We start from the raw sequence: 25,181 nt of genomic DNA on the forward strand, positions 1-25,181 counted from the left end.
GCTAGCCCAGGACGGCAACCGCCGCAGCGCGCCCACGGCCCCCACGACATCCCGGCACCGGTTTCGCCGGGACAACAGGGGCCGTGGAAAAGGAAGTTGGTCAGCTCCAACTGGCGTGCAGCGGCTTGCCCTCCGCGTAGCCCGCCGCGCTCTGGATGCCGACGATCGCGCGCTCGGCGAACTCCTCCAGGGAACCCGCGCCGGCGTACGTGCAGGAGGAGCGGACGCCCGCGATGATCGAGTCGATCAGGTCCTCGACGCCCGGGCGGGCAGGGTCGAGGTACATGCGGGAGGTGGAGATGCCCTCCTCGAACAGCGCCTTGCGGGCGCGGTCGTAGGCCGACTCGTCCGACGTGCGGTTGCGGACCGCGCGGGCGGACGCCATGCCGAACGACTCCTTGTAGAGGCGGCCGTTGGCGTCCTGCTGGAGGTCGCCCGGGGACTCGTACGTGCCCGCGAACCACGAGCCGATCATCACGTTCGACGCACCGGCGGCGAGGGCCATGGCCACATCGCGCGGGTGGCGGACCCCGCCGTCGGCCCACACGTGCTTGCCGTACTTCTTCGCCTCGGCGGCACACTCCATGACGGCCGAGAACTGCGGCCGGCCGACGCCGGTCATCATGCGGGTGGTGCACATCGCGCCGGGGCCGACGCCGACCTTGATGATGTCGGCGCCCGCCTCGATCAGGTCCTTGACGCCCTCGGCGGCGACGATGTTGCCGGCCACGATGGGGACCTGCGGATCGAGCGCCCGCACCTGCTTGATCGCGCTGATCATCGACTCCTGGTGGCCGTGGGCCGTGTCGATGACGAGCGTGTCCACGCCCGCGTCCAGCAGCTGCTTGGCCTTCTGCACGAAGTCGCCGTTGATGCCGACGGCGGCGGCGATGCGCAGCTTGCCGTCCGCGTCGACGGCCGGCGAGTACAGCGTGGCGCGCAGGGCGCCCTTGCGGGTGAGGATGCCGGCGAGCTTGCCGTCCTTGTCGACGGCGGGGGCGTAGCGGCGGTTGGCCGCGTCCAGCTTGTTGAACGCCTCGCGCGGGTCGATGTCCGCGTCGAGCAGCAGCAGGTCACGGGACATGACCTCGCCGAGCTGCGTGAAGCGGTCCACACCGGTCAGGTCGGCGTCGGTGACGACACCGACCGGGCGCTGGTCCTCGTCGACGACGACACCTGCGTTGTGCGCGCGCTTGGGCAGCAGGGCCAGCGCGTCGGCGACGGTCTGGTGCGGGGCCAGCCGGATCGGGGTGTCCAGGACGAGGTGGCGGCTCTTCACCCAGGCGACGACCTCGGTGACGACCTCGATCGGGATGTCCTGCGGGATGACGACGAGGCCACCGCGCCGGGCCAGCGTCTCGGCCATCCGGCGCCCGGCGATGGCGGTCATGTTGGCGACGACCAGCGGGATGGTGGTGCCCGTGCCGTCCGGGGAGCTGAGGTCCACGCCCTGACGCGATCCGACCGCGCTGCGGCGCGGCACCATGAAGACGTCGTCGTACGTCAGGTCGTACGGGGGCTGGATGTCGTTGAGGAAACGCACGTGCTGCACATCCCAGTCGATCAGAGGTGGTCCCCGGACAGGTCAGCCAGGGGGAAGAGCACGTACTTCATTGTCCCATGTCGGGCGTAATGCCATGCCTCGGATCATCGTCCAGGCAGGTCGACGGCCCCTTGGAGGAATGCCCAGGAGAGCGTCCCGGATGCGTGCGCGGGCAACCTTCGGGGCAGCTCGCGCATCGAACGGGCATGGCTTCCCAGCGCATGATGTTCGGGGCGGCGCTCGCCGCCGTGGTGCTCGCCCTGGCGTCCGGCCCGGCCGCCGTGGCCGCTGATCCGTCTCGCCTTCCCACGAAGGTTCCCACGACGGTTCCCGCGAAGGCCCACACGACGATCCAGGCGGACAAGCAGCTCGACGTGGGCTCGGCCGCGCAGTCGGTCCACGTGATCTGGAACTACTCGGACCCCTCGGTGAACCTTCCCGCGCCCGCGGAGCAGACGCTCGTCATCGATGCCCGGGGCCTCGCGGGCGTCGCGCGCATCGCGGTCGTCGACCCGAGGTGCACCGCCCACGGGCAGGTCTTCTCCTGCGCCAACCAGAACACCTCCCAGCTGACGAACCTGGACTTCACCGTGCGGGCGGACCCGGACGCCGCCCGCGGCGCCACCGGCACGATGAAGTACACCGCCTCCGCCGGCCACGGAGCCCCCGGCACGGCGCGGGTGAAGGTGGTCGTCGGCGTCCCCGACCTGGTCGTCGGCAAGGTGCCGGAGGTGACCCACGCCAGGATCGGCTCCCGGATCGACGTGCCGCTCCGGCTCCGCAACACCGGGGACCGGGCCACCGACCGGCGCATCGCGGTGCACTGGGTGGGGGCGGGAGGTCTGGTCTTCGACCGGAAGTTCTCCAACTGCGGTTACAGCACCGGCACCGACCTCGCCGCACCCGACAGCCCGACCTCCGTCACCTGCGTCTTCCCGGCCCCCGTGGCCGCGGGCGCCACCGTCGAGCTGAGCAGCCCGCTGACCGCCGCGATCGACGCGCACGTCCTGACCGGCGAGATCAACTACACGGCCGAGCTGCTCCAGCCCGGCGCACGACCCGAGGACCGACCCGACGCCGAACTCGAACCGGGCACCGGCCCGGCGCTCACCCTGGTGCCCGCGTCCGGAACGGGAGAGGGCTTCGAGAGCGGCGCCACGGGCCGCGTCGGCGTCCTCGCCGACAACTCCGCGGATCTGGCGGCCACGGCCACGGCGAAGCCCGCCGCCGGTGCGGACGGATGGACGCTGAACCTCACCGTCGTCAACCACGGCCCGGCCGCCGTGTACGCGACCGGCAACGAGGCCGACAACGCATACGTCGCCGAGGTCGACGTGGTCCTGCCCCGGCACACGGTCGCGACCGACTACGAGCACGCGGAGTCCGAGGACAGCGCGTACGGCCCCTGCTTCCGCTGGGTCAGCGACACCGCGACGGCACCTTTCGAGGCGGGCCACCGGCACTACGTGTGCGTCGTGCCGTTCGGTATCGGGGCCGGCAAGAACGTGGAGTCCCGGTTGTCGGTGAAGCCGGACAAGAGCTACGACGGCGCCAAGGGCTCGGCGACCGTGCGCCCCGGCCCGGCCGGCATCGCCCTTCACGACCCGAACTCCGCCGACGACCACGTCACCTTCACCTTCAGCACGTCGACGGCACCGCCCGACGACACCACGGCCGATACCGGCGCGGACCGCACGGCACTCATCGCCGCCGGGGCGACCGGTGCTGTCCTGCTGGGCGCCGCCGCCCTCGTCGTCCACCGCCGCCGCAGGCGTTCGCACTAGAACGAGGGATCAGTACAGGAACCGGTGCAGCGGAGCCGACTCGGTCAACAGCATCGTGAGCCGGTGGGCGAGGCGCTGCCACGCCTCGTCCTGCGCGTAACTGAGTCTCACGTCCTCGCCGCCGCCCGCCTCGATCGCCGCGAAGAGCGTGGCCGTGTCGGCGTCGGGGGTGAGGTCCACCAGGGACAGCACCCGGGCCAGCGCGCCGACCAGGCCGACGGCGGTCTTCTCGGGCGTGAGGACGGTGCCCCGGACGGTGGCCACGACACCCGAGGGGTCGGGCAGGTCCGGCGGTGCCACGAGCAGCCCGGACAGCTCGCGCAGCAGCGCGTACAGCAAGTCCGTGTCCCCCGCGGGCAGTTCGACGATGCGCAGGCCCTCGTGTTCCCAACGGCCGTTCGGCGACCACACCTTGGGCCCTCGCGCCACCGCGTCGGTCAGCGTCTCCCGCACCCGCGTGAAGACGGCGGGCCCGTCCGCGAACAGCGCGTGCCCGCTCGCTCCGCCCACGGACTCGGCCAGGGGCGCCAGCAAGTGCTCTTCCACCCGGTCGCACTGCGCTTCGAGGTCCGGGTCCACGACCACGAGACGAACCGACGTGCGCTGCTCCTGTTGCTCCATACCGAACACTCTGCCAGCCGCCTCGGACAATCGGGCTAGAGCTTGGTTCCACCCAGCGCGAGCACGACCGAAAGCTCCGGCGTGCGGTCGACCGCGTCACCGAAGACGTCGACCGCGGTCTCCCACTCGTCCGGCCGCGCCTTGGCGTACGGCTGCCAGTTCCGTACGACGATCAGCAACCCCTGTTCCACCGCGCCCTCGGGCCACACCGTGTGGTCGCCGAGGCTGTCGGCGAGCGCGTCCCAGTTGCGGCCGAACCAGTCGGGCAGGGACAGCGCACGGGCGCAGCGGTCCATCAGGCCGGCCTTGTCCGTGACCCCGTCGAGGTCCAGTGTGACCGCGAGCTGTGTCATCTCAGTACCGTCCTGAACGACTTGTAGTGATCATCGGTGTAGTAGATCTCGCCGTCCTGCCCGGTGACAATGCGCCGGGCCCCGCGGTCGCGCGAGCCCGGCGTCCTGACGGTGTATTCGTGGTAGTAGCCGCGCTTTTGCTGGGGCAGCAGCTTCTCGTAGTTCCCGAAGACGACCCCGTCCTTGGCGTACGGGAAGGGGCCGCCCTTGTCGATGAGAGCGACGGTCTGCCGTGCCTCGGCGGGGAGTTGGGAGAGTTTGACGCTGGTCGAGTCGATGGCTGTGGTGCCGCTGGTCGCCGTAGCGGAACAGCCGACCGGCAGCAGTACGGCCAGACAGACGAGAAGCACCCGGCCGGCGAGAAACACTCGGGGGACGAACCGCAGCAGCATGCGCTTGATGCTGCCACGGCCGTCCCCGTACGACCCGTTGTCAGGACCCGTCGGTGTCGGTTCAGATCCCGTGGATGTCGGTTCAGATCCCGTCGGGGTCCGTCCGGCTGAGCGCCGACTTCGGCGGCGAACCGGCCGTCATCAGATAATCCGCCGCCGCGGTGTCCGTCACCAGGCTGGTGACCAGACCGGACCGCAGCACCGCGTCGATCGCCGCCGCCTTCCGCTGCCCGCCCGCGATCGCGACGACCTCGGGGATACGGCGCAACTGGTCCGCCTTGACGGTGATGCACCGCTCGCCCAGGTCCCGGCCGACCCGGCGGCCCTCGGCGTCGAAGAGGTGCGCGGACGTCTCGGCGGCGACGCCGAAGGACGAGTAGTGCGCCCGCTCCTCGTCGCTGAGCATGTCGTAGACCGTCGAGATGCCCGGCTCCCAGGAGCCGATGGAGACACAGGCGACCGTGACCTTGTCGAAGTACTCGAAGGCCCGGGCGATCCCCGTCTGGTGGCGCAACGCTTCTGCGGTGGCCGCGTCCGGCAGCAGCATCGGCGCGTAGATGGGATGGGCGTCGCCGCCCGACACCTGCGCGGCCCGCCGTACGGCCTCGACCGAGCCGCGCTCCGCGGTCCCGGCGTCGTACACGCCCGTCAGCTGGACCACCGTGCAGGGCGGCAGCCGGTCGAGCGCCGCCGCCATGTGGATGGTGGACCGGCCCCAGGCCAGGCCGAGCACATCGCCCTCGTTGACCAGCTCGCCGAGCAGGTCGGCCGCGACCTCCCCGAGGTTCTCGGGGTCGGGCGACTCCTCGCTGACCTCGGCCGGGGACTCGACCACGACGGCATGCCTCAGGCCGTACCGGGCACGCAGCGCGTCCGAGCGCTCCGCGTCCAGTTCGGCCGGTACTCGGATCTCGATCCGTACGAGATCCCGTTCGAGAGCGGTCTCCAGGACCCGGGCCACCTTGAAGCGGCTGACGCCGAACTCCTCCGCGATCTGGATCTTGGACTTGCCCTCGAGGTAGAAGCGGCGGGCCATGGCCGCCGCCTGCACCAGCTCTGCGGGTCCCATCCGCATGGCTGACCGGCCCGCCGACATACCCGACACGGCGTTCTCCTCACTGCTGTTCACACTCTGGGTTCGCCGTTCATCCTCGCAGATCCGGCGTACTTGATCAGCCTTGATGGCCGCCGTTCACATACCTGCCGCTCAGTGGTCGCACGCCCAGGATGCCTTGCCGATGGCCCCCTCCGCCTGTGTGCGCAATGCACGTACTGCCGCGGCCGGGTCGGATGCCCCGTACACCGCCGAACCGGCGACGAACACGTCCGCGCCCGCGTCCGCGCAGCGCTCGATCGTCGAGGCCGAAACTCCCCCGTCGACCTGCAGCCACAGCTCCAGTCCGTGCTTCTTGATCAGCTCACGGGTGCGGCGGATCTTCGGCAGCATGATGTCGAGGAACGACTGGCCACCGAAGCCCGGCTCCACGGTCATGATCAGCAGCATGTCGAGTTCGGGGAGGAGATCCTCGTACGGCTCGATCGGCGTCGCGGGCTTCAGCGCCATGGACGCGCGCGCTCCCTTGGCCCGGATCTCGCGGGCGAGCCGTACCGGCGCACCCGCCGCCTCGACGTGGAAGGTGACGGAGGAGGCACCCGCCTCGACGTACTGCGGCGCCCAGCGATCGGCGTCCTCGATCATCAGATGGCAGTCCAGGGGGGTGTCCGTCGCCCGGGCCAGCGACTCTACGACCGGTACGCCGAGCGTGAGGTTCGGGACGAAGTGGTTGTCCATGACGTCGACGTGGAGCCAATCGGCTCCCTCCACCGCCTTCGCCTCCTCGGCGAGGCGGGCGAAGTCTGCGGACAGGATGCTGGGGTTGATCTGGACGGCCATGCCCCAAGCCTGCCATGCCCTCCGGGGGTTGGCCGCATCGGTCCGGTTGGGATGCGGTTCGTTTTTGGGTGCCGGTTCGCTGTGGCTGGGCGCGCAGTTCCCCGCGCCCCTTTCAGGGGCGCTGTTCTGGACCGGGTGGAAACAGTGCCGTTCCGGTCAGTGGACCAGGGCGTGACTCGGTGTCTTGGCGGAGCCCATGCTCGGCGGCACGTCACACGTGACCACGGGGGAATGCGCAGTGAGTCGGACAGAGACAGAGTTGGTTGCGCTGCACGCACGGCATCTCAGCTCCGGGCGCGGGCGGCTGGCTGCGATGTTCGGGAACATTGTGGAGGAGTCCGCACGCGGCGCCGAGATCACCTCCACCGACGGCACGAACTACCTCAACTGCGGTGGCTACGGCGTGTTCTTCGTCGGGGCCGGGCATCCGCGGGTCGTCGCTGCGGTGCGGCGGCAGGCGGAGCGGCTGGCGTTGTCCACGCGGCTGTTCCTGGACCCGGTCTCGGGGCTCGCCGCCGAAGCCCTCACCGGGATCGCTCCGGCCGGCCTGGACCGGGTGCACTTCTCCGGCTCGGGGACCGAGGCCGTCGAAGCCGCCGTGAAGCTCGCCCGCGCGCACGGCAGGCGGCGGTTGATCTCGATGCGGGACGGCTATCACGGCAAGACCCTCGGCGCGCTGTCCCTGACCGCCAAGGCGCTTTACCAGGATCCGTTCCGGCCCCTGCTGCCGGACGTCCAGCACGTGCCGTTCGGCGACACCGACGCGCTGGCTGCCGTGCTGGGCGACGGCGGCGCGGACGCCTGTGTGGTCGTGGAGCCGGTGCAGAGCGAGGCCGGTGTGATCGTGCCGCCGTCCGGATATCTGGGGGCGGTCGCCGCGCTGTGCCGGGAACACCGTGCCTTCCTGGTGGTCGACGAGGTGATGACCGGGCTGGGTCGGCTCGGCTCCTGGTGGGGCTGTGTCTCCGAGGGCGTACGGCCTGACGTGCTCGTGACGGGCAAGGCGCTCTCGGGTGGGGTGATGCCGGTGGCGGCCACGCTCGCGACCCAGGAGGCCTTCGAGCCGTTCGACAGCGACCCCTTCCTGCACACCTCCACCTACTCCGGCGCGCCGATCGCCATGGCCGCCGTCAGCGCGACCGTCGGGGTCATCCGGGACGAGGGGCTGGTCGAACGCGCCGCGGCCATCGGCGCCCGGCTCCTTCCCGCGCTCCGGGCCGTCGCCGCCGACCGCGCGCCCGGCCTGGTCCGTGAGGTCCGCGGCGCCGGGCTGTTGATCGGGATCGAGCTGGTGGACGCGGGGGCGGCGGGCGAGTTCCTGCTGGAGATGGTCGACCGCGGGGTGGTGGTCAACCACTCCCTCAACGCCCATCCGGTCGTCCGGCTGACCCCGCCCTCCGTGCTCTCGCCGGCGCAGGAGGCCCGGCTGCTGGAGGCCGTCGAGGGTGCCCTGACCGCGATGGCCAAGTCCCTCACCTGACCCGGCGAACCGACCCTGCGGCCCGCACACGACCACGAGGCTCCCGAAAGGCTGACCACATGCCTACACATCCCGAGAACCCCAAAAACCTTGAGATTACGGCGAGTTCGCGCAACCCGACCGAACCACCGCACCCGGCACGCCCGGCACGCCCCCAGACCGTGTTACTCACCGGCGCCAGCGGCGTCCTCGGCACCGCCCTGCTGCCGTATCTGCGTCAGCGCCACCACCACGTGATCGCGTTGACGCACCGCAGGCCCCTCTCCTCCGGCGCCGAGATCCTGGCCGGCGACGTCACCCGGCCCCGACTGGGCCTGGACGCCGCCTCCTACCGGCGACTGTGCGCACGTACGGACGCGGTGGTGCACGCCGCCGGCATGGTCGCCTTCGGTTCCGGCCGTGCCTCGATGCACGAGGTGAACGTCGAAGGGGCCGGGCGGGTCGCCCGGTTCGCGGCCGACGCCGGTGTCCCGATGATCCACGTCAGCACCGCGTACGTGGCCCGCTACCGGGAGATCCTGGCCGCCGGCGGCAACCGCGCCGAGCGGGCCGGGAACAGCCCCGCGGACTACGTGGCCTCCAAGACGGCCGGCGAGGAGGCGGTCGCGGCAGCCGGCGGCAAGGTGACCGTCGTACGCCCGTCGATCATCATCGGCGACTCCGTCACCGGGGAGATCGCCGAACCGCAGGGGCTGCACATCTTCGCCCAGCAGGTGCTCCGCAACCGCCTGCCCTTCGTGCCGAGCGCCCCCGCGAGCTACGTCGACTTCGTACCGCAGGACGTGGTGGCCCGCGCGATCGTGTCCCTGCTGGACGACGGCGCACACCCCGCCGAGCACTGGCTCAGCGGCGGAGCCCACGCGCTGACCTGCGAGCGGTTGGTCCAGGTGATCGTCGAGGAGGCGGCCGACGCGGGCATCGCGGTCCGACCACTCCGGGTACTGGCGCCCGATGTCGTCGAACGGCTGGTCCGCCCGGCGTTCTTCGACGTGGTGCCCGAGTGGGCGCAGACCCGGTTGGACCGGCTGCTGGACATGTCGTCCGTCCTCTTCAACGAGAAGCCGCTGCCCAGTTCGCTCGCGGGCGTACCCGGTATCGGGGCCGCGGCCGGAGTGCAGGCCAACGAGGACGCCTGGCGGGCGTCGGTGCGACGCCTGATCACCGACCGGCTCGGCGCCCGGGCGTCGGCGTGAGCACCCGGCCGAGTACACCCACGGTCGGTATGGGAGCCCGGCCGAGTACACCCACGGTCGGCACGGGCGCCCGGCCGAAGACACCAGCGGTCCCCCGTGGCTCCCGTAGCAATCCCGCAGATCGAGGAGGAGACGGCGATGTACTTTCTTGAACCCGAACGCGCGGTGCTGGACCGGTTCCTGCCCGGGCTGGACGAGCGGCTCGCCGAACTGCCGCAACGCGAACGGGAGCGCCCGGGGGGACCCGCGCTCCCCCTGTTCAAGGCCGCGGGCGGCCCCGCGCTGCTCGTGCCGACGGAGCACCGCGGTCTCGGGATCGGCGCCGAGGACGCCGTGTCGTTGCAGCGTGCGATCGGGGCGCGCAGCCCCTCGCTGGCGGTGGCGACCACCATGCACCACCTGTCGGTGGCCGGGCTGGTCCAGGCGTACGAGGTCGCCCACGGCATGGAGTGGATGTTGCTGGAGGCCGTCGCCGACCAACGGCTGCTGGTCGCCTCGGGGTTCGCCGAGGGCCGGTCGGGACAGTCGATCCTCGACTCCTCCATCAAGGCGCACCAGGACGGCGACGACGTGGTCCTCAACGGCGCCAAGAAACCGTGCAGTCTGTCGGCCTCGATGGACCTGCTGAGCGTATCGGTGACACTCGACGACGGGCAGGGCCCGGAACTCGCCGTGGCGGTGGTCCCGGCGGCCACACCCGGCGTCTCCGTGCACCCGTTCTGGGGCAGCTTCGTCCTGGCCGGCGCGGAGAGCGACGAGGTCCGGCTGCACGACGTCCACGTCCCGCCGGATCTCGTGGTCCGCACCGGGCTCGGCGAGGACCGCACGCTGGACCCGGTCCAGACCGTGGGCTTCGTGTGGTTCGAGCTGCTGATGGCCGCGTCGTACCTGGGGATGGCCAGCACGCTGGCCGAGCGGGTGCTGCTGGCGAAGCGGGCGAGCGCCGCCGAACGGGCCGCGATCCTGGTCGAGTTGGAGTCGGCGATGGGCGGCATCCGGGGTGCGGCGGCCGTGATGGACACGGGCAGGCCGCTCGGCCAGGACGACCTGCTCCGCGCACTGGTCTGCCGCTTCTCGACGCAGGACACCATCGACCGGGTCGTGCCCCGGTGCCTGGAGGCGCTGGGCGGCATGGCATACGTCTCCACCGACGACACCGCGTATCTCGCGGCGTGCACGGCGGCCCTGAAGTTCCATCCGCCGTCGCGCAGATGGGCCGCGGAGGGCATGTGCGCGGCCTTCGCGGGCGGTCCGCTGGTGCTCGGCTGAGCACGCCCTCCGCTACCCGATCCTCGCCTCCCGGACAGTCCAACACCCTTACGGAGAAGCCCAGATGACCTGCCACGTACGGATCGAAGCGATCGTCCCGGACGGAGACGCCACCCATGTCTTCGACCGGGTCCAGGACTACGAGCGGTACACCGACTACACGGACACGGTCCGGTCCGTCACCGTGACGCCCGACGGAACCGACCGGACCGAGGGGACCGACGGGACCAACCGGACCGACACCGTGGAGTCCGCCTGGGAGGTGCACTTCCGCAGCGGTCTACTCCGGTGGACCGAACGGGACGTCATGGATCCCGTCGCCCGGCGCATCACCTTCGACCAGCTCACCGGCGACTTCGCGAGTTTCGCGGGCACGTGGGACATCACCCAGGCCGGCACGGAGGTGAGCGTCCTGTTCACGTGCGAGTTCGACCTGGGCATCCCCAGCCTGGAACCGATCATCAACCCGGTCGCGATGCGGGCCCTGGACGAGAGCATGGGCCTCATCCTGCGCGGCCTGCTGGGCGACGACATACGGCTCACCGGCAGCCGACGCGACACGGCCGCCGCAATGCGGTGAGCGTCGGCGAGGTCCGGCAGCCGTACGCCCACTCCGCCTCCAACTGCCATATCGGCACGCCTACTTGCCTATCCCCGCCAACCTCAAGGAGAGCTCCGTGGACAAGCGCCGAACCGTCGTGCTCGACCCCTTCGGCAGGGCCGTCCCCGAAGAAGCCGCCCGGCTGCGCGCACTCGGCACCCTCGTCCCCGTGGAACTCCCCGGCGGTGTCCCCGCCTGGGCCGTCACCCGGTACGACCTCCTGAAGTCGCTGATGCTCGACCCCCGCGTCAGCCGGGACGCCCGCCGCCACTGGGCCCTGTACGACAAGGTCGCCGGCGAACCGGGCTGGGCCTGGCTCTACAGCTGGACCAGCATCGTCAACATGCTCAGTTCCTACGGCGAGGACCACACCCGCCTGCGGAAGCTGGTGGCCCCGAGTTTCACCCGGCACCGCACCGAGGCCATGCTGCCGCGGGTGCGGGAGATCACCGCGGGTCTGCTGGACGCGATGGCGGAGATCCCGGCGGGCCAAGTCGTCGATCTGCGGGCGGAGTTCGCGCATCCGCTGCCGATGCGGATGATCTGCGACCTGTTCGGTGTGCCGGAGCGGATGCGGGACGCGGTCGCGCGGCTCATCGAGGGGATCATGGACACCACCGGTACCCCGGAGCAGGCCGCGGACGTCCTCGAACAGATCGTGACCGTGCTCCCGGCGCTGATAGCGGAGAAGAGCGAGCACCCCGGCGACGACCTGACCACCGAGCTGATCACGGTCCGCGACCAGGGTGACCGGCTCTCCGAGGAGGAGCTGATCCACACCCTTCTCCTCGTCATCGGCGCCGGTTTCGAGACGACCGTCAACCTGATCGGCAACGCCGTCCACGCCCTGCTCCGCCACCCCGACCAGCTGAAGCGGGTGCTGGCCGGGCAGTTGACCTGGGACCAGGTGATCCAGGAGACGCTGCGCTGGGCCCCGTCGATCGCCAACGTGCCGTTGCGTTACGCGGTTTCCGACATCACGACCCCCGACGGCACGACGATCCGCGCCGGGGAGGCCATCCTCACGACCATCGCCGCGGCGGGCCACGACCCGGAGCGCTTCGGCCCCGACGCCCACCTGTTCGACGTGACCAGGAACGCGGACGGGCATCTCGCCCTGGGCATCGGGGTGCACCGCTGCGTCGGCGCCCCGCTGGCCCGCATGGAGACGCTCGCCGCGCTGCCCGCGCTCTTCGCTCGCTTCCCGGGCATCTCCCTGGCCGTGGAGGACGACGACCTGGAACAGGTCCCCTCGTTCATCGCCCAGGGCTGGCGGGCACTGCCCGTCCGGCTCGCGCCCACAACTCCCCCCGCCTGACCCGGAGTCGTCGGAGTCGTCGGAGTCGGCACAACGGCGCCCACCTCCCTCAGACCGCCCGGCTCGGCGATGCCCGACCCGAGGTGCGAGAATCCTGCACTTCACCGGCCTTCAGCAGCGGGCAGGGCACCTCAGCGCAGAGGGAGATGGCATGGGCTTGGGACAGCCGTTCGGCTCCTACCAGAACGAGATCTATCTGAACGGGCTCGGCGGCATCGTGCCGTCCTACCCCATGGCCTTCGCGGAGTTGGAGGACCGGGCGAGCTCCGCGCTGCCGCCCTCCGTGTGGTCGTACGTCGCGGGCGGCGCGGGCGACGAACGCACCCAGCGGGCCAACGTCACCGCCTTCGACCACTGGGGCCTGGTCCCCCGCATGTTCGTCGGCGCGGCCGAACGCGACCTGTCCGTAGACCTGTTCGGGATGAAACTGCCCTCTCCCGTCTTCATGGCACCGATCGGCGTCATCGGCCTGTGCGCGCAGGACGGCCACGGCGACCTGGGGACCGCAAGAGCCGCCGCGCGCACCGGAGTTCCGATGGTCGCCTCCACGCTCACGGTCGACCCGCTGGAGGAGGTCGCGGGCGAGTTCGGGGACACCCCGGGCCTCTTCCAGCTCTACACGCCCACCGACCGCGACCTCGCCGCGAGCCTCGTCCACCGCGCCGAACAGGCCGGCTACAAGGGCATCGTGGTCACCCTGGACACCTGGGTCACCGGCTGGCGCCCCCGCGACCTGTCGACCGCCAACTTCCCCCAGCTGCGCGGCCATTGCCTCGCCAACTACACCAGCGACCCGGTCTTCCGCGCCCGCCTCGCCCGCACCCCGGAGGAGGACCCGCAGTCCGCGGTCCTGCTCTGGACCCAGCTCTTCGGCAACCCTCTCACCTGGGACGACCTCCCCTGGCTACGGTCCCTCACCGACCTCCCGCTGATCGTGAAGGGCATCTGCCACCCCGAGGACGTACGCCGCGCGAAGGACGGAGGCGTGGACGGCGTCTACTGCTCCAACCACGGCGGCCGCCAGGCCAACGGCGGCCTCCCCGCCCTGGACGCGCTGCCCGCCGTGGTCGAGGCGGCGGACGGCCTCCCGGTCCTGTTCGACTCCGGCATCCGCAGCGGCGCCGACATCGTCAAGGCCGTCGCCCTGGGCGCCACGGCCGTAGGGATCGGCCGCCCGTACGCCTACGGCCTCGCCCTCGGCGGCACGGACGGCATCGTCCACGTCCTCCGCTCACTCCTCGCGGAAGCCGACCTGATCATGGCGGTGGACGGCTACCCGACGCTGCCCGACCTCACGCGGGAGGCCCTCCAGCGCGTCGTATGACAGACCCCTCAGCCGGTCCGGCGGATGAGCGCCAGGTACATCGCGTCGGTCCCGTGCAGATGCGGCCACAGCTGTACGTCGGGACCCGCGCCGAGTTCCGGGACGTCCGGGAGGAGCGGGCGGGCGTCGATCAGTTCGGTCTGCGGGTACTGCTTGAGGATGTCGTCCACGACGGCCCGGGTCTCGGCGAGGTGCGGTGAGCAGGTCGCGTAGCCGACGACACCGCCGACCCGCACGGATTCGAGCGCGGTGCTCAGCAGGTCGCGCTGGAGGGGCGCGAATCCTTCGAGGTCCTCGGGTCGGCGCCGCCAACGGGCCTCGGGCCGCCGACGCAGGGCGCCGAGCCCCGTGCACGGCACGTCCATCAGGACGCGGTCGAAGCTGCCGGGACGCCACGGCGGCCGGGTCCCGTCGGCGGTGATGACCTGGTACGGCCCGGGGTTCCCGGCGAGCGCCTTCGCCACCAGGCCCGCACGTTTCGGCTGCTTCTCGGAGGCGAGGAGCATCGCCCCGCGCTCGGCGGCCACGGCGGCGAGGAGGGCGGCCTTGCCGCCGGGGCCCGCGCACCCGTCGAGCCACTTCTCGTCCGGCCCGTCGAGGGGCGCGTTGGCGAGCGCGAGCGCGACCAGCTGACTGCCCTCGTCCTGCACCCCCGCCCGGCCCTCCTTCACGGCTTCTACGGCCCCGGGCTCGCCGCCCTCACTGAGCCGCACGGCGTACGGCGACCAGCGCCCCGGCAGCGCGGCCTCCTCGCGGAGCAGTTCCTCGGTGGTGGACCGGCCGGGCCGGGCGACCAGGGTCACCTCGGGCCGTTCGTTGTCGGCCGCCAACAGGCTCTCGATACCGGCGCGTCCGCCGCCGAGCGAGTCCCACAGCGCGGAGACGACCCAGCGCGGGTGCGAGTGCACGATCGCGAGGTTGTCCTCGGGGTCGTCGTCGTAGGGCGGCGCGACCCGCTCGATCCAGGTGTCGAGGTCGTCGCGCGCGACCTTGCGCAGCACGGCGTTGACGAACTTGGCCCGTCCGTCGCCGAGCACGACCCGGGCGAGTTCGACGGAGGCGGACACGGCCGCGTGGCTCGGGATCCGCGTCCCGAGCAGCTGGTGCACCCCGAGGCTGAGCACGTCCAGCACCGGCGGGTCGACCTCGCGCAGCGGCCGGTCGACGCAGGAGGCGATGATCGCGTCGTACGTCCCCTGCCGGCGCAGTGTGCCGTAGACCAGCTCGGTGGCGAGGGCCGCGTCCCGGGAGTCGAAATCGCCCTTCTCACGGGCCTTCCTCAGCAGCGGCGGCAGCACGAGGTTGGCATACGCGTCCCGCTCGTCCACGGCCCGCAGCGCCTCGAAGGCGAGGAAACGGACGGGGTCCTTCTGCGGCCGACGGTAGGGCTTGCCGGGCTTACGGGGTCGCGGGGACTGCTCGCTCACGAAAAAGGTGCTCCGGATTTCTGGCTGAGATGTAGACCCAGCCTACGTCGCACCGCCCCGACCGCGCGCGGTCCGTCAGGCCCCGACGGTCCCGAGGCCCTCCCCCGCGCCGATCCGCGCCCCGCGCGCCCAGTCCGCCGCCCGCATCGGCTTCTTGCCCTGCGCCTGCACCCACAGCAGCTCGACGGCGTACGAACCGGTGCCCACGTAGACGTTGTTCTTGCCGACGGCCAGCGCACCGGGCGCGAGGTCGGTCCGCTCCGGCACGGGCACCGCCTGAATCAGCTTGAGCCGCTCACCGCGGAACACGGTCCAGGCCCCGGGCGCGGGCGTGCATCCGCGCACCACCCGGTCCACGCGCAGCGCGGGAGCCGCCCACGTCACCTCCGCGTCCTCGACATTGATCTTCGGGGCGAGGGTGATGCCCTCGTTCGGCTGCGGTACGGCCTTCAGGGTGCCGTCCTCGATGCCGTCCATGGTCGCGGCGAGCAGGCCCGAGCCGGCGAACGCGAGCCGGGTGAGCAGATCGCCGCTGGTGTCGGTGGGGCGGATCTCCTCGGTGACGGTGCCGTAGACGGGCCCGGAGTCCAGGCCCTCCTCGATCAGGAAGGTGGAGGCGCCGGTGATCTCGTCGCCGGACATGATCGAGTGCTGCACGGGGGCGGCGCCGCGCCAGGCGGGGAGCAGCGAGAAGTGCAGGTTGACCCAGCCGTGGGCGGGGATGTCGAGGGCGACGCGGGGCAGCAGGGCGCCGTAGGCGACGACGGGACAGCAGTCGGGCGCGATCTCCCGCAGCCGCTCCAGGAACTCCGGGTCGCGCGGCTTGACGGGCTTCAGCACCTCGATGCCCGCCTCCTCGGCCCGCTCGGCGACGGGACTCGCCACCAGCCTGCGCCCACGCCCGGCCGGCGCGTCGGGCCGCGTGACGACGGCGGCCACCTCGTGCCGCCCGGAGGCGATCAGGGCGTCCAGGGCGGGAACGGCGACCTCGGGGGTACCGGCGAAGACGAGCTTCATGGGAGGGTTCGGGCCTCTCGGGCGGAGGTGGGCGGGCAGCACACCAGTCTATGGCGCGTCCCGGCACGCGCGCCCGGCGGCTCACACCCGTCAACTCACCGACAACTCCCCCAACTCCCCGGCGCCCGCAGCGCACACCGGTTCTGCGGGGGCGTACGCATATGCCCCTACGCCCCCTTCGCGTGACCAGCGGAGCGCACAGGCGTTGGTCAAGAAAGAGTTGACCTCCTTGGGCCGCATTCGCGTGGCCCGATCCTTTTCAACGCCGGTTCGAGAGGCTTGTTCATGGCCGACCACGCAACCCACGACGCCCAGGCTCGGGCCAGCCTGCACTTGCTGGTGCGGGACATCGAGCGGGTCCGCCGGCAGGTGGACGCACTGCGCACGCTCACCGCCCAGCTGGGCAACGTCTACCGCCCGCGCCGCTCCGGCCCGTCCACGGGCTTCGTCGTCTACGGACGCGCTCCCGCCCCGACGGTCCGTCTCGCGCAGGAGCTGCGGGACAGTGTCGAGACCCTGGTCACGGCCGCCGTGGACTTCGACCGCTCACTCGGCTTCTCGTGGGACGCGGTGGGCTCGGCCCTGGGCGTCACCAAGCAGGCGGTCCACCGCCGCTACGGCGCCCGCCGCGCCGCCACCCAGGCCGCGGCCGACGCCGAGCGCACGACGGAGGCGGCGACGACCCGCCCGGTAGGCGTGAACACCGGCCTCCCCACGATGCCCACACTCCCCACGCTCCCCGCGCTCCCGACGGTCCCCGCCGCCCGCTCCATGCCGACCCAGCCCACAGCAGGCAGCCCCACCCTCCGCGAAGAGCCCAGGCCCACGGCTTTCCCGGGCCCCCGAAACGGCTGACCCCCACCCGAACCTTGCCTGCCTCCCGGCGAAAACCCGGGAGGCAGCTGCATGTTCAAACCCAGTTCGCCCGCAGCCCCAGCCCGGACCCACGCACGGCCGCCCGCAAACGCAGACCAAGCGGGCGCACAGCCACCCGCTGGCCGCTGGCCGCTGGCCGCTGGCCGCCGACGAGAACCCCCACGGCAAGGGTCCACTCCTCAACCGACGGTGGACGCCGGGCACGGGGCACACGCCCACCCGACAACCGTCGGCCGCCGACGGCGAGAACTCCACACCAAAGGCCCACTCCTCAACCGACGGTGAACTCCAGGCACGCGGACACACACCCACCCGCCAGCCGCCAGCCTCTGGCCGCCGACGGCGAGAACCCCCACGGGAAACGTCCACCTCTCAACGGACGGTGAACGGGCGGTGCGCGGGTGGGAGACAAACCGAGGCCGAAGGCCGAGGTGGCTCACCCAATATCCGGCGGATCAACACGCACCCGCACCACATCCCCCCCACCCCGAGCCATCCGAGCAGCCTGCGCAGCCTTCAACGCGGCAGCCAACGCCCCCCCACTCCCCGGCCGCACCCGAATCAACGCCCGCACCCACTCCTCCCCGACAGGCGGATCCCCCACCCGCCGAGCCCGCCCCGCCGAAGCAACCGGCACCACCATCGCAACCGGCCCCAACACCTCAGCATCCGGCGGCAGTTCAACAGCGGCAAGAAACTCCGCAACAGCCCCCGCAACCCCCGCCACCGCAGCCATCCGAGAAACCGGCGGAAACCCCAACTCCCCCCGCTCCGCAAGCTCCCGCACCGCATGACCGACGGGATCCCACCGCACCAACGCCTGCACAGGCCGCAAGGTAGGTTCCGCAACCACAACCACAGTCCCCCCACCCCCCTGCGCCCGCACCAACGAACTCGCCGCGATCCACCGCCGCAACGCATCCTCCCCGGCCCGCAGATCAGGCCGCCCGAGCATCGCCCACCCGTCCAGCAGCAACGCCGCCGCATATCCCCCGTCGGCAACCGGCTCGGCCCCCGGCGTACTCACGACCAACGCAGGCGTCCCCGGCACAGTGTCGAGCACCTGCTCCCGCCCGGACGTCCGCACCGGCACCGCAGGAAACGCCCGCCCCAACTCCTCCGCGGTCCGCCGCGCCCCCACGATCTGGGCCCGCAACCGGAACCCCCCGCACTCGGGACAGTGCCAGGAGTTCTCCTCGACCCCGCACCACCCGCACCGCAGCACACCCGCGTCCTGCCCCTCCAACGGCCCCGCACAGTGCCGACACCGCGCGGCGGCCCGACACTGAGCACACGCCATCCGCGGCACATACCCCCGCCGAGGCACCTGCACCAGGACAGGCCCGTGCTTCAGCCCCTCCCGCACCGCCTGCCACGCCAGCGTCGGCAACCGCGCGGCCCGAGCCGCCTCGTCCCGCGCCAAGTCCCCGTCCCCCACGGTCCGTACGAGCGGAGCGGCCCCCCGCACCTGCTCGCGCGACGCGACCAACGGCCGCGCCCACCCGCTCTCCACCAGCTGCGCGGCCTCCACCGTGCAACTCCAACTCCCCAACAGAAACCCGCACTTGTCCAACGCGGCCCGCAGCAGCAACACATCCCGCGCATGCGGCTGCGGCGCGTGCGGCTCGCTGTGACTCCCGTCCCCGTCGTCCCAGATCGCGACAAGCCCCAGATCCTGTACGGGCGCGAACATCGCGGCCCGCGTCCCGACGACCGCGCGCACGGACCCCCGCCGCACGGCCAGCCACTGCCGATACCGCTTCTCGGGCCCCGCATCGGCGGTGAGCAGCGCATGCCGCCCTTCCCCCAGCAGCGCGGTCAGCGCGGCATCGACCCGCCCGGCGGCCCGCCCGTCCGGTACGACGACGAGCGCCCCGCGCCCCGAGGCGAGCGTCGCGGCGACGGCCCGCGCGATCTCCTCGCTCCACCCGGGCCCCGGCAACGCGTTCCACACGGCCCGGGGCGCACCCCCCGACGCGAGCGCCTCCAGGAACCCGGCCCCCCGCTCGTACCGCCCCCAGGACCCCGCCTCGGGCACCGCAGGCGGCGGCAACGGCGCGGGCGACGGCTTCTGCTCGGCCCGAGCACTACGCGGCGGCACGGCGAGCTGCAGCACATCGGCAAGGCTCCCGGCGTACCGATCGGCAACGGCCCGAGCAAGCCCCAGCAACTCTTCACTCAGCACAGGCTCGGGCGACACGACCTGCGCCAGCGCGGCAAGCGGCCCGGAGTAATCCGACTCGGCCAGCCGCTCGACAAGAAACCCGTCGATCAGCCCCCCGCCCTCACGCCGCCCGTCCCGCACCCGATGCCGCCCGGCCCCGAACCGCACCCGCACCCGCACCCCGGGCTGCGCATCGGCGTCAAGTTCCTCGGGCACGGCATAGTCGAAGTACCGGTCAAGATGCAGCACCCCTTTGTCGACGAGCACCCGCGCAACCGGCAACCGCCCGGCCAACGCGGCCCCCCGCCATGTCCGCGGCTTCGCCTTCGGCCCCTTCGCCTGCCGCACACTCTCCCGAATCAACGCAAGCTGCTCAGGCGGCGCACCCTCCGCACCGCCACCCCGTTCCCCGTTCTCGCTGCTCACCCTTGCATTCTTACCAAACGCCACTGACAACGGCTGCCGCCCGCCATACGCACTCGCCCCTCTAGCCCTCGGCGAGGACCCGAACAATGAGATCTTCCGCGAAGGCCATGTCCTCATCCGGGTCACTGTCGCGGAACCGCCCCCCGGCCTCCGAGGCGGCGAACCCGAGCATGAACGTGGACAGTAGCCGCTCGGCCCGCGGAATCCGCTCCTCCTGAAGACCGGCGGCGCGCAGCGCACCGTAGACCGCGTTCCGAGGCCCGACGGCCTCCGGGGTGACCGCAGGACGCTGGAAGAGCAGCAGGAACAGATCGGGGTGGCGTCGAGCCGTGGCCCGCATACTGCGGCCGAGCAGACGCAGTTGTTCCCGCCAGCCCAGCCCGGGCCCGGGCACCTCGATCTCCAGCAACAGCCGCTCCACGAGGCCGTCGAGAAGTCCCTGCTTGTCGCCGACGTGCCGGTAGAGCGTCATCGGGTTCACGTCGAGTTCCTGCGCGACGGCCCGCATCGTGACCGCCGACAGCCCCTTCCGGGTCGCCAACTCCCACGTCACGTCCAGCACTTGATCACGACTGATACGCCGTGCGGTCACTTGACATCCTCCTCCGAAGCTACGTATACACAGTATACGTATACGTTGTATATATCGAAGGAATCGAGGGAGCAGCAACCATGCTGACCGTCACCGGCCTGCGCAAACGATGGGGCCCCGTCCAGGCCCTCGACGGCTTCGACCTCCACGTCGACCCCGGCGAGATCTGCGGCCTGATAGGCCACAACGGCGCGGGCAAAACCACCTTCGCCCGCACGGTCGCCGGCCTGGAGCACCCCGACGCGGGCACGGTCCTCGTAGCCGGAGTGAACCTCCCCACGGCCCCACGCTCCGCCCGCACCCTGATCGGCCTGGCCCCCCAGGAACTGGCCCTCTACCCCACCGCCACACTCCGCCAGAACCTGCGCCTCTACGGCGGCCTCGCCGGCCTGCGCCGATCCGAACTGCGCACCGAACTGGCCGCCGTAGCAGAAGAGTTGCTCCTCACCGACGTACTCGACCGCCCCATCACAACACTCTCCGGCGGCCAACAGCGCCGCGCCCAGGCGGCCACGGTCCTCCTCCCCCGCCCTCGCGTCCTGCTGCTCGACGAACCGACCGTCGGCGCCGACCCCACCACCCGCGAGGCGCTCCTACGACTCGTCAGGACCCGCGCCGACGAAGGCGCCGCCATCTGCTACACCACGCACTACCTACCGGAGTTGGAGCACCTGGACGCCACGCTCGCGGTCGCCGCGTCCGGCCGCGTGATCGCCCGCGGAAACCGCGCCGCCCTCCTGAACGGCCTGCCCGGCGAGGTCACCGTGACATTCGACGGCCCTGTACCCGGGCACCTGACGCAGTCCTCGACCGCCCTCGACGAACTGCGCTTCAGCACCACGGCTCCGGCACAGGCACTGGCCCGTTTCCTCCACGACCTGGGCCCCGACACCACCCGGGTCCGTTCGGCCACGATCCGCGAACCCTCACTGGACGACCTCTACCGCAGCCTGGCCACGCGCCAACTCCCCACGGAGACCCACGATGCGGCCTGAACTCACGTCACCCACGGCCCACCGCACCTGGGTCATGACCCGCCACACCCTGGTCCTACTGGTCCGGGGCCCGGGAACCCCACTCGCCTACACCGTCATGTCCCTGGTGCTGCTGAGCGTGCTCCACCCGGTGTACGACCGCCTGGCCACCCCCGGCACACCGGGCATCGTGCAGGCCGCTCCGGGCATCGCGGTGATGTTCACCCTGCTCGCCCTGGACGTGGCCGGCCAACTCCTGCTCTCCGAACGCACCTGGCACACCTGGGACCGCCTGCGCTCCGGCCCGGCATCCCCGTCGACGATCCTGGCCGGCAAGGCCCTCCCGTTGGTCACGCTGTTCCTGGCCCAGCAGACCGTACTGTTCCTCTTCGCCGCCACGGCCTTCGGTTTCCCCCTCACCGCCGGCACCTGGCGAGTCCCCCTACTGGCCCTCCTCTGGGCGGCCTGCGTCACCTCCTGCGGCCTCGCCCTCGGCGTCCACGCCCGCACCCAGGGCCAGTTGGCCGCCGCCTCCGACATAGGCGCCCTCACGATCACCTGCCTCAGCGGCTGCCTGGTCCCCCTCACCGTCCTCCCCCACTGGGTCTCCACGGTGGCCCCCGCGACCCCGGGCTACTGGGCCCTGCACGGCTTCCAGGCAGCGGTCACCGGCGACACCCGCGCCTACGCGCACTCGGCGGCGGTCATCGCAGCCATCACCGCGGCGGCACTCGTGGTCTCGGTCCGGGGTATCCGCCGCTGATCTAGACGGGAAAACACCGAGGCCCGGCTCCCCCAAGGGAAACCGGGCCTCGCAGAGCCTGAAGGCAGCGCAGGAGCTAGCGCAGGAACTACAGTCCCGCGGCCTTCCGCAGCGCGTCCACGCGGTCGGTGCGCTCCCACGTGAAGTCGGGGATCTCACGGCCGAAGTGGCCGTACGCCGCGGTCTGGGCGTAGATCGGGCGCAGCAGGTCGAGGTCGCGGATGATGGCGGCCGGGCGGAGGTCGAAGACCTCGTCGATCGCCTTCTCGATCCGGTCCGTGTCGACCTTGGCCGTGCCGAACGTCTCGACGAACAGGCCCACCGGCTCGGCCTTGCCGATCGCGTACGCGACCTGGACCTCGCAGCGCGAGGCGAGGCCCGCGGCGACGACGTTCTTCGCTACCCAGCGCATCGCGTACGCCGCCGAACGGTCCACCTTCGACGGGTCCTTGCCCGAGAAGGCGCCGCCGCCGTGACGGGCCATGCCGCCGTACGTGTCGATGATGATCTTGCGGCCGGTCAGGCCGGCGTCGCCCATCGGGCCGCCGATCTCGAAGCGGCCGGTCGGGTTGACCAGGAGGCGGTAGTTCTCCGTGTCGAGCTTGATGCCGTCTTCCAGGAGCGCCTTCAGCTCGGCCTCGACCACGAACTCGCGGATGTCGGGGGCGAGCAGCGACTCCAGGTCGATGTCCGACGCGTGCTGCGAGGAGACGACGACCGTGTCGAGACGGACGGCCTTGTCGCCGTCGTACTCGATGGTGACCTGGGTCTTGCCGTCGGGGCGCAGGTACGGGATCGTCCCGTTCTTGCGGACCTCCGAGAGGCGCTTCGCGAGGCGGTGCGCCAGGAAGATCGGGAGCGGCATCAGCGTCGGCGTCTCGTCCGTCGCGTAGCCGAACATCAGGCCCTGGTCGCCCGCGCCCTGCTTGTCGAGCTCGTCGTCATCGCCCTCGACACGGTTCTCGTACGCCGTGTCGACGCCCTGCGCGATGTCCGGGGACTGCGCGCCGATCGACACCGACACACCGCAGGAGGCGCCGTCGAAGCCCTTCTTCGAGGAGTCGTAGCCGATCTCCAGGATCTTGTCGCGGACGAGCTGCGCGATGGGCGCGTAGGTCTTGGTGGTGACCTCGCCGGCCACGTGCACCAGGCCGGTCGTGATCAGCGTCTCGACGGCGACCCGGGAGGTCGGGTCCTCCGCCAGAAGCGCGTCGAGAATGGTGTCGCTGATCTGGTCAGCGATCTTGTCGGGGTGACCTTCGGTCACGGACTCCGAGGTGAACAGACGACGGGACACAACGCTCCCTGAGGTTGCAGCGGCTGCTGGCTGATCATTGGCGGACGGGACGGGAGCTGCGCCCGACGTCGTCCGAGAACAGTTTATCGGTCGCGGTCGACAGACGGTCCCCCTGTCTCGTCTCTCGGGAAACGCTGTGACCTGCGGCACGCGCATTTTGCCGAATGCCGAGTGCCGTTGGCCAGAGCCGCCACGCACCAATGTCAGGTTTCGGCGAACTGACAGACGGCTGACAGATGGCTGAAACACATCAGGCGAGACGCTGTGCCACCAGGTCCCACACGGTCTCGGCCAGCGCTTCCTTCGGGCCGTACGGAACGGCGGTCTCGCTGCCGTCGGCACCCAGCACAACCGCCTCGTTCTCCTCGGAACCGAACGTCTTGCGCTCCCCCACCTCGTTCACCACCAGCAGATCGCACCCCTTGCGTGCCAGTTTGGTACGGCCGTTGGCGAGGACGTCGTCCGTCTCGGCGGCGAACCCGACGACCACCTGTCCGGGACGGGCCCGCTCGGCGGAGATCTCCGCGAGGATGTCCGGATTCCGCACCAGGACGATCGGGTCGGGTTCCTTGCCGTCCTTCTTTTTGATCTTCCCGGACGCGTACTCCGCCGGTCGGAAGTCCGCGACCGCCGCCGCCATGACGACGGCGTCCGCGTCCGCGGCGGCCTTCAGCACCGCTTCCCGCAGCTGTACAGCGGTCCCGACAGCGACGACGTCCACGCCCGCCGGGTCCGGCAGTCCCGTGTTCGCGGCGATCAGCGTGACCCGGGCACCCCGGGCGGCGGCCGTCCGCGCGAGGGCGTAACCCTGCTTGCCGGAGGAGCGGTTGCCGAGGAAGCGGACCGGGTCGAGGGGCTCACGGGTGCCGCCGCCGCTGACGACGACGTGCCGGCCCTTGAGGTCGGGCTCGGTGACGCCCCGCGCGAGCACCCGGCGGCAGACCTCGAAGATCTCGGTGGGGTCGGGCAGTCGGCCCTTGCCGGTGTCGACGCCGGTCAGTCGGCCGACGGCCGGTTCGATCACCACGGCACCCCGGCGGCGCAGCGTCGCCACGTTCTCCTGGGTGGCCGGGTGCTCCCACATCTCCGTGTGCATGGCGGGCGCGAAGACGACCGGACAGCGGGCGGTGAGAAGGGTGTTGGTGAGGAGGTCGTCGGCCAGGCCGTGGGCCGCCTTCGCCAGCATGTCCGTCGTCGCCGGTGCCACGATCACCAGGTCGGCGCTCTGTCCGATGCGCACATGCGGGACCTCGTGGACGTCGTCCCACACCTCGGTCGAGACGGGGTGCCCGGAGAGCGCGGACCAGGTGGCCGCGCCGACGAAGTGCAGGGCGGAGGCGGTGGGGACGACGCGGACGTCATGGCCCGACTCCGTCAGTCTGCGCAGCAGTTCGCATGCCTTGTATGCGGCGATGCCTCCGCTGACCCCCAGAACGACCTTGGGCTTGTCCACCGTCTCTCCCCGAACTCGGAAACGTGCGTGCGACTCGTGCGATCTGTACGACTCCATGACACACCACAGGCCCGACAGTCGCTGCCGGGCCTGTGGATAAAGCTGCTGCGGCTCAGGTCGCGGGGCCCTCGACGGCCTCGGAGGTGAGCAGACCCGCGTTGATCTCGCGCAGGGCGATGGAGAGCGGCTTCTCGTGGACGTGGGTGTCGACGAGCGGACCGACGTACTCAAGCAGGCCCTCGCCGAGCTGCGAGTAGTACGCGTTGATCTGACGGGCACGCTTGGCGGCGTAGATCACGAGGCTGTACTTCGAGTCCGTGGCCTCGAGGAGCTCGTCGATCGGAGGGTTGATGATGCCCTCGGGAGCGGTGATGGAAGAGGACACGCTCTGCCTTCCGAAAGATGGGATGAGATCGGAAA

The 25,181-nt window shown here is 71.2% G+C and carries 23 protein-coding genes; 10 read left to right on the forward strand and 13 right to left on the reverse strand.

The genetic code is table 11. The annotated features are described in order from the left end of the window. Window positions 1–100: 100 nt before the first annotated feature. Window positions 101–1,543, reverse strand: coding sequence for a GuaB1 family IMP dehydrogenase-related protein (locus OG588_RS08420; RefSeq protein WP_405953073.1), 1,443 nt, complete (start codon window positions 1,541–1,543; stop codon window positions 101–103). A gap of 206 nt (window positions 1,544–1,749) precedes the next feature. Between OG588_RS08420 and OG588_RS08425 the strand changes: the two genes are divergently transcribed. Then, the gene (locus tag OG588_RS08425; protein ID WP_405946741.1) at window positions 1,750–3,327 is read left to right on the forward strand and encodes a hypothetical protein; all 1,578 of its coding nucleotides are present in this window, start codon (window positions 1,750–1,752) and stop codon (window positions 3,325–3,327) included. A 9-nt stretch (window positions 3,328–3,336) separates the two neighbouring features. Here OG588_RS08425 and OG588_RS08430 read toward each other — a convergent pair whose 3' ends face one another. The 5 genes from OG588_RS08430 to rpe all read right to left on the reverse strand — a co-directional run bounded on the left by OG588_RS08430 (window position 3,337) and on the right by rpe (window position 6,587). After that, window positions 3,337–3,948 (reverse strand): hypothetical protein, encoded by a 612-nt coding sequence (locus OG588_RS08430; protein WP_405946742.1) that lies wholly within the window; start codon window positions 3,946–3,948, stop codon window positions 3,337–3,339. 35 nt (window positions 3,949–3,983) lie between these two features. Further along, window positions 3,984–4,301, reverse strand: a complete 318-nt coding sequence (locus tag OG588_RS08435) for a barstar family protein (RefSeq protein WP_405946743.1) — start codon at window positions 4,299–4,301, stop codon at window positions 3,984–3,986. Next, on the reverse strand, window positions 4,298–4,693 hold the full coding sequence (locus OG588_RS08440) for a ribonuclease domain-containing protein (RefSeq protein ID WP_405946744.1): 396 nt from the start codon (window positions 4,691–4,693) through the stop codon (window positions 4,298–4,300). The genes OG588_RS08435 and OG588_RS08440 overlap by 4 nt, the downstream gene beginning before the upstream one ends. An 82-nt stretch (window positions 4,694–4,775) precedes the next feature. Then, a complete protein-coding gene (locus OG588_RS08445) occupies window positions 4,776–5,822 on the reverse strand; it encodes a sugar-binding transcriptional regulator (RefSeq protein ID WP_405946745.1) in 1,047 nt (348 codons plus the stop codon). Window positions 5,823–5,900: 78 nt separating this feature from the next. Next, window positions 5,901–6,587, reverse strand: a complete 687-nt coding sequence (gene rpe / locus OG588_RS08450; RefSeq protein ID WP_393049284.1) for a ribulose-phosphate 3-epimerase — start codon at window positions 6,585–6,587, stop codon at window positions 5,901–5,903. Window positions 6,588–6,900: 313 nt separating this feature from the next. On the opposite strand from rpe, the gene OG588_RS08455 reads away from it, so the two are divergent. From OG588_RS08455 to OG588_RS08480, 6 genes are all read left to right on the forward strand, one after another. Then, on the forward strand, window positions 6,901–8,067 hold the full coding sequence (locus tag OG588_RS08455) for an aspartate aminotransferase family protein (protein ID WP_405946746.1): 1,167 nt from the start codon (window positions 6,901–6,903) through the stop codon (window positions 8,065–8,067). Window positions 8,068–8,126: 59 nt separating this feature from the next. Further along, window positions 8,127–9,260, forward strand: a complete 1,134-nt coding sequence (locus OG588_RS08460; protein WP_405946747.1) for an SDR family oxidoreductase — start codon at window positions 8,127–8,129, stop codon at window positions 9,258–9,260. Between the two features lie 96 nt (window positions 9,261–9,356). Further along, window positions 9,357–10,529, forward strand: a complete 1,173-nt coding sequence (locus tag OG588_RS08465) for an acyl-CoA dehydrogenase (protein ID WP_405946748.1) — start codon at window positions 9,357–9,359, stop codon at window positions 10,527–10,529. A gap of 64 nt (window positions 10,530–10,593) precedes the next feature. Then, complete coding sequence (locus OG588_RS08470) at window positions 10,594–11,109, forward strand: type II toxin-antitoxin system RatA family toxin (RefSeq protein WP_405946749.1); 516 nt, start codon at window positions 10,594–10,596, stop codon at window positions 11,107–11,109. Window positions 11,110–11,206: 97 nt separating this feature from the next. Then, window positions 11,207–12,448, forward strand: coding sequence for a cytochrome P450 (locus tag OG588_RS08475; RefSeq protein ID WP_405946750.1), 1,242 nt, complete (start codon window positions 11,207–11,209; stop codon window positions 12,446–12,448). A 151-nt stretch (window positions 12,449–12,599) separates the two neighbouring features. Further along, window positions 12,600–13,772 carry a lactate 2-monooxygenase gene (locus OG588_RS08480; RefSeq protein WP_405946751.1) on the forward strand — a complete coding sequence of 391 codons (1,173 nt, stop codon included), beginning with the start codon at window positions 12,600–12,602 and terminating at the stop codon, window positions 13,770–13,772. An 8-nt stretch (window positions 13,773–13,780) separates the two neighbouring features. Here OG588_RS08480 and OG588_RS08485 read toward each other — a convergent pair whose 3' ends face one another. Continuing rightward, on the reverse strand, window positions 13,781–15,199 hold the full coding sequence (locus tag OG588_RS08485; protein ID WP_366097406.1) for a transcription antitermination factor NusB: 1,419 nt from the start codon (window positions 15,197–15,199) through the stop codon (window positions 13,781–13,783). A gap of 75 nt (window positions 15,200–15,274) precedes the next feature. Continuing rightward, on the reverse strand, window positions 15,275–16,216 hold the full coding sequence (gene fmt, locus OG588_RS08490) for a methionyl-tRNA formyltransferase (RefSeq protein WP_405946752.1): 942 nt from the start codon (window positions 16,214–16,216) through the stop codon (window positions 15,275–15,277). Window positions 16,217–16,501: 285 nt separating this feature from the next. Between fmt and OG588_RS08495 the strand changes: the two genes are divergently transcribed. Further along, entirely contained in the window at window positions 16,502–17,071 is a 570-nt protein-coding gene (locus OG588_RS08495; RefSeq protein ID WP_405946753.1) for a hypothetical protein, read from the forward strand. Window positions 17,072–17,528: 457 nt separating this feature from the next. Here OG588_RS08495 and OG588_RS08500 read toward each other — a convergent pair whose 3' ends face one another. Together OG588_RS08500 and OG588_RS08505 are read right to left on the reverse strand one after the other, a co-directional pair. Then, the gene (locus OG588_RS08500) at window positions 17,529–19,682 is read right to left on the reverse strand and encodes a primosomal protein N' (RefSeq protein WP_405946754.1); all 2,154 of its coding nucleotides are present in this window, start codon (window positions 19,680–19,682) and stop codon (window positions 17,529–17,531) included. A 61-nt stretch (window positions 19,683–19,743) separates the two neighbouring features. After that, window positions 19,744–20,274 (reverse strand): TetR/AcrR family transcriptional regulator, encoded by a 531-nt coding sequence (locus OG588_RS08505; protein WP_405946755.1) that lies wholly within the window; start codon window positions 20,272–20,274, stop codon window positions 19,744–19,746. An 80-nt stretch (window positions 20,275–20,354) separates the two neighbouring features. Between OG588_RS08505 and OG588_RS08510 the strand changes: the two genes are divergently transcribed. Both OG588_RS08510 and OG588_RS08515 read left to right on the forward strand, forming a co-directional pair. Beyond that, complete coding sequence (locus tag OG588_RS08510; protein WP_405946756.1) at window positions 20,355–21,269, forward strand: ABC transporter ATP-binding protein; 915 nt, start codon at window positions 20,355–20,357, stop codon at window positions 21,267–21,269. Continuing rightward, window positions 21,259–22,011 (forward strand): ABC transporter permease, encoded by a 753-nt coding sequence (locus tag OG588_RS08515; protein ID WP_405946757.1) that lies wholly within the window; start codon window positions 21,259–21,261, stop codon window positions 22,009–22,011. Before OG588_RS08510 ends, OG588_RS08515 begins: the two co-directional genes overlap by 11 nt. 88 nt (window positions 22,012–22,099) lie before the next feature. Here the strand turns inward: OG588_RS08515 and metK are convergent, their stop codons facing one another. The 3 genes from metK to rpoZ all read right to left on the reverse strand — a co-directional run bounded on the left by metK (window position 22,100) and on the right by rpoZ (window position 25,146). Then, entirely contained in the window at window positions 22,100–23,308 is a 1,209-nt protein-coding gene (gene metK / locus OG588_RS08520; protein ID WP_266870119.1) for a methionine adenosyltransferase, read from the reverse strand. Window positions 23,309–23,558: 250 nt separating this feature from the next. Beyond that, window positions 23,559–24,761 carry a bifunctional phosphopantothenoylcysteine decarboxylase/phosphopantothenate--cysteine ligase CoaBC gene (coaBC, locus tag OG588_RS08525; RefSeq protein ID WP_405946758.1) on the reverse strand — a complete coding sequence of 401 codons (1,203 nt, stop codon included), beginning with the start codon at window positions 24,759–24,761 and terminating at the stop codon, window positions 23,559–23,561. A gap of 112 nt (window positions 24,762–24,873) precedes the next feature. Continuing rightward, a complete protein-coding gene (gene rpoZ / locus OG588_RS08530) occupies window positions 24,874–25,146 on the reverse strand; it encodes a DNA-directed RNA polymerase subunit omega (RefSeq protein WP_019059732.1) in 273 nt (90 codons plus the stop codon). Between the last annotated feature and the right edge of the window lie 35 nt (window positions 25,147–25,181).

Source organism: Streptomyces prunicolor, from assembly GCF_045162825.1.
Classification (GTDB): domain Bacteria; phylum Actinomycetota; class Actinomycetes; order Streptomycetales; family Streptomycetaceae; genus Streptomyces; species Streptomyces prunicolor.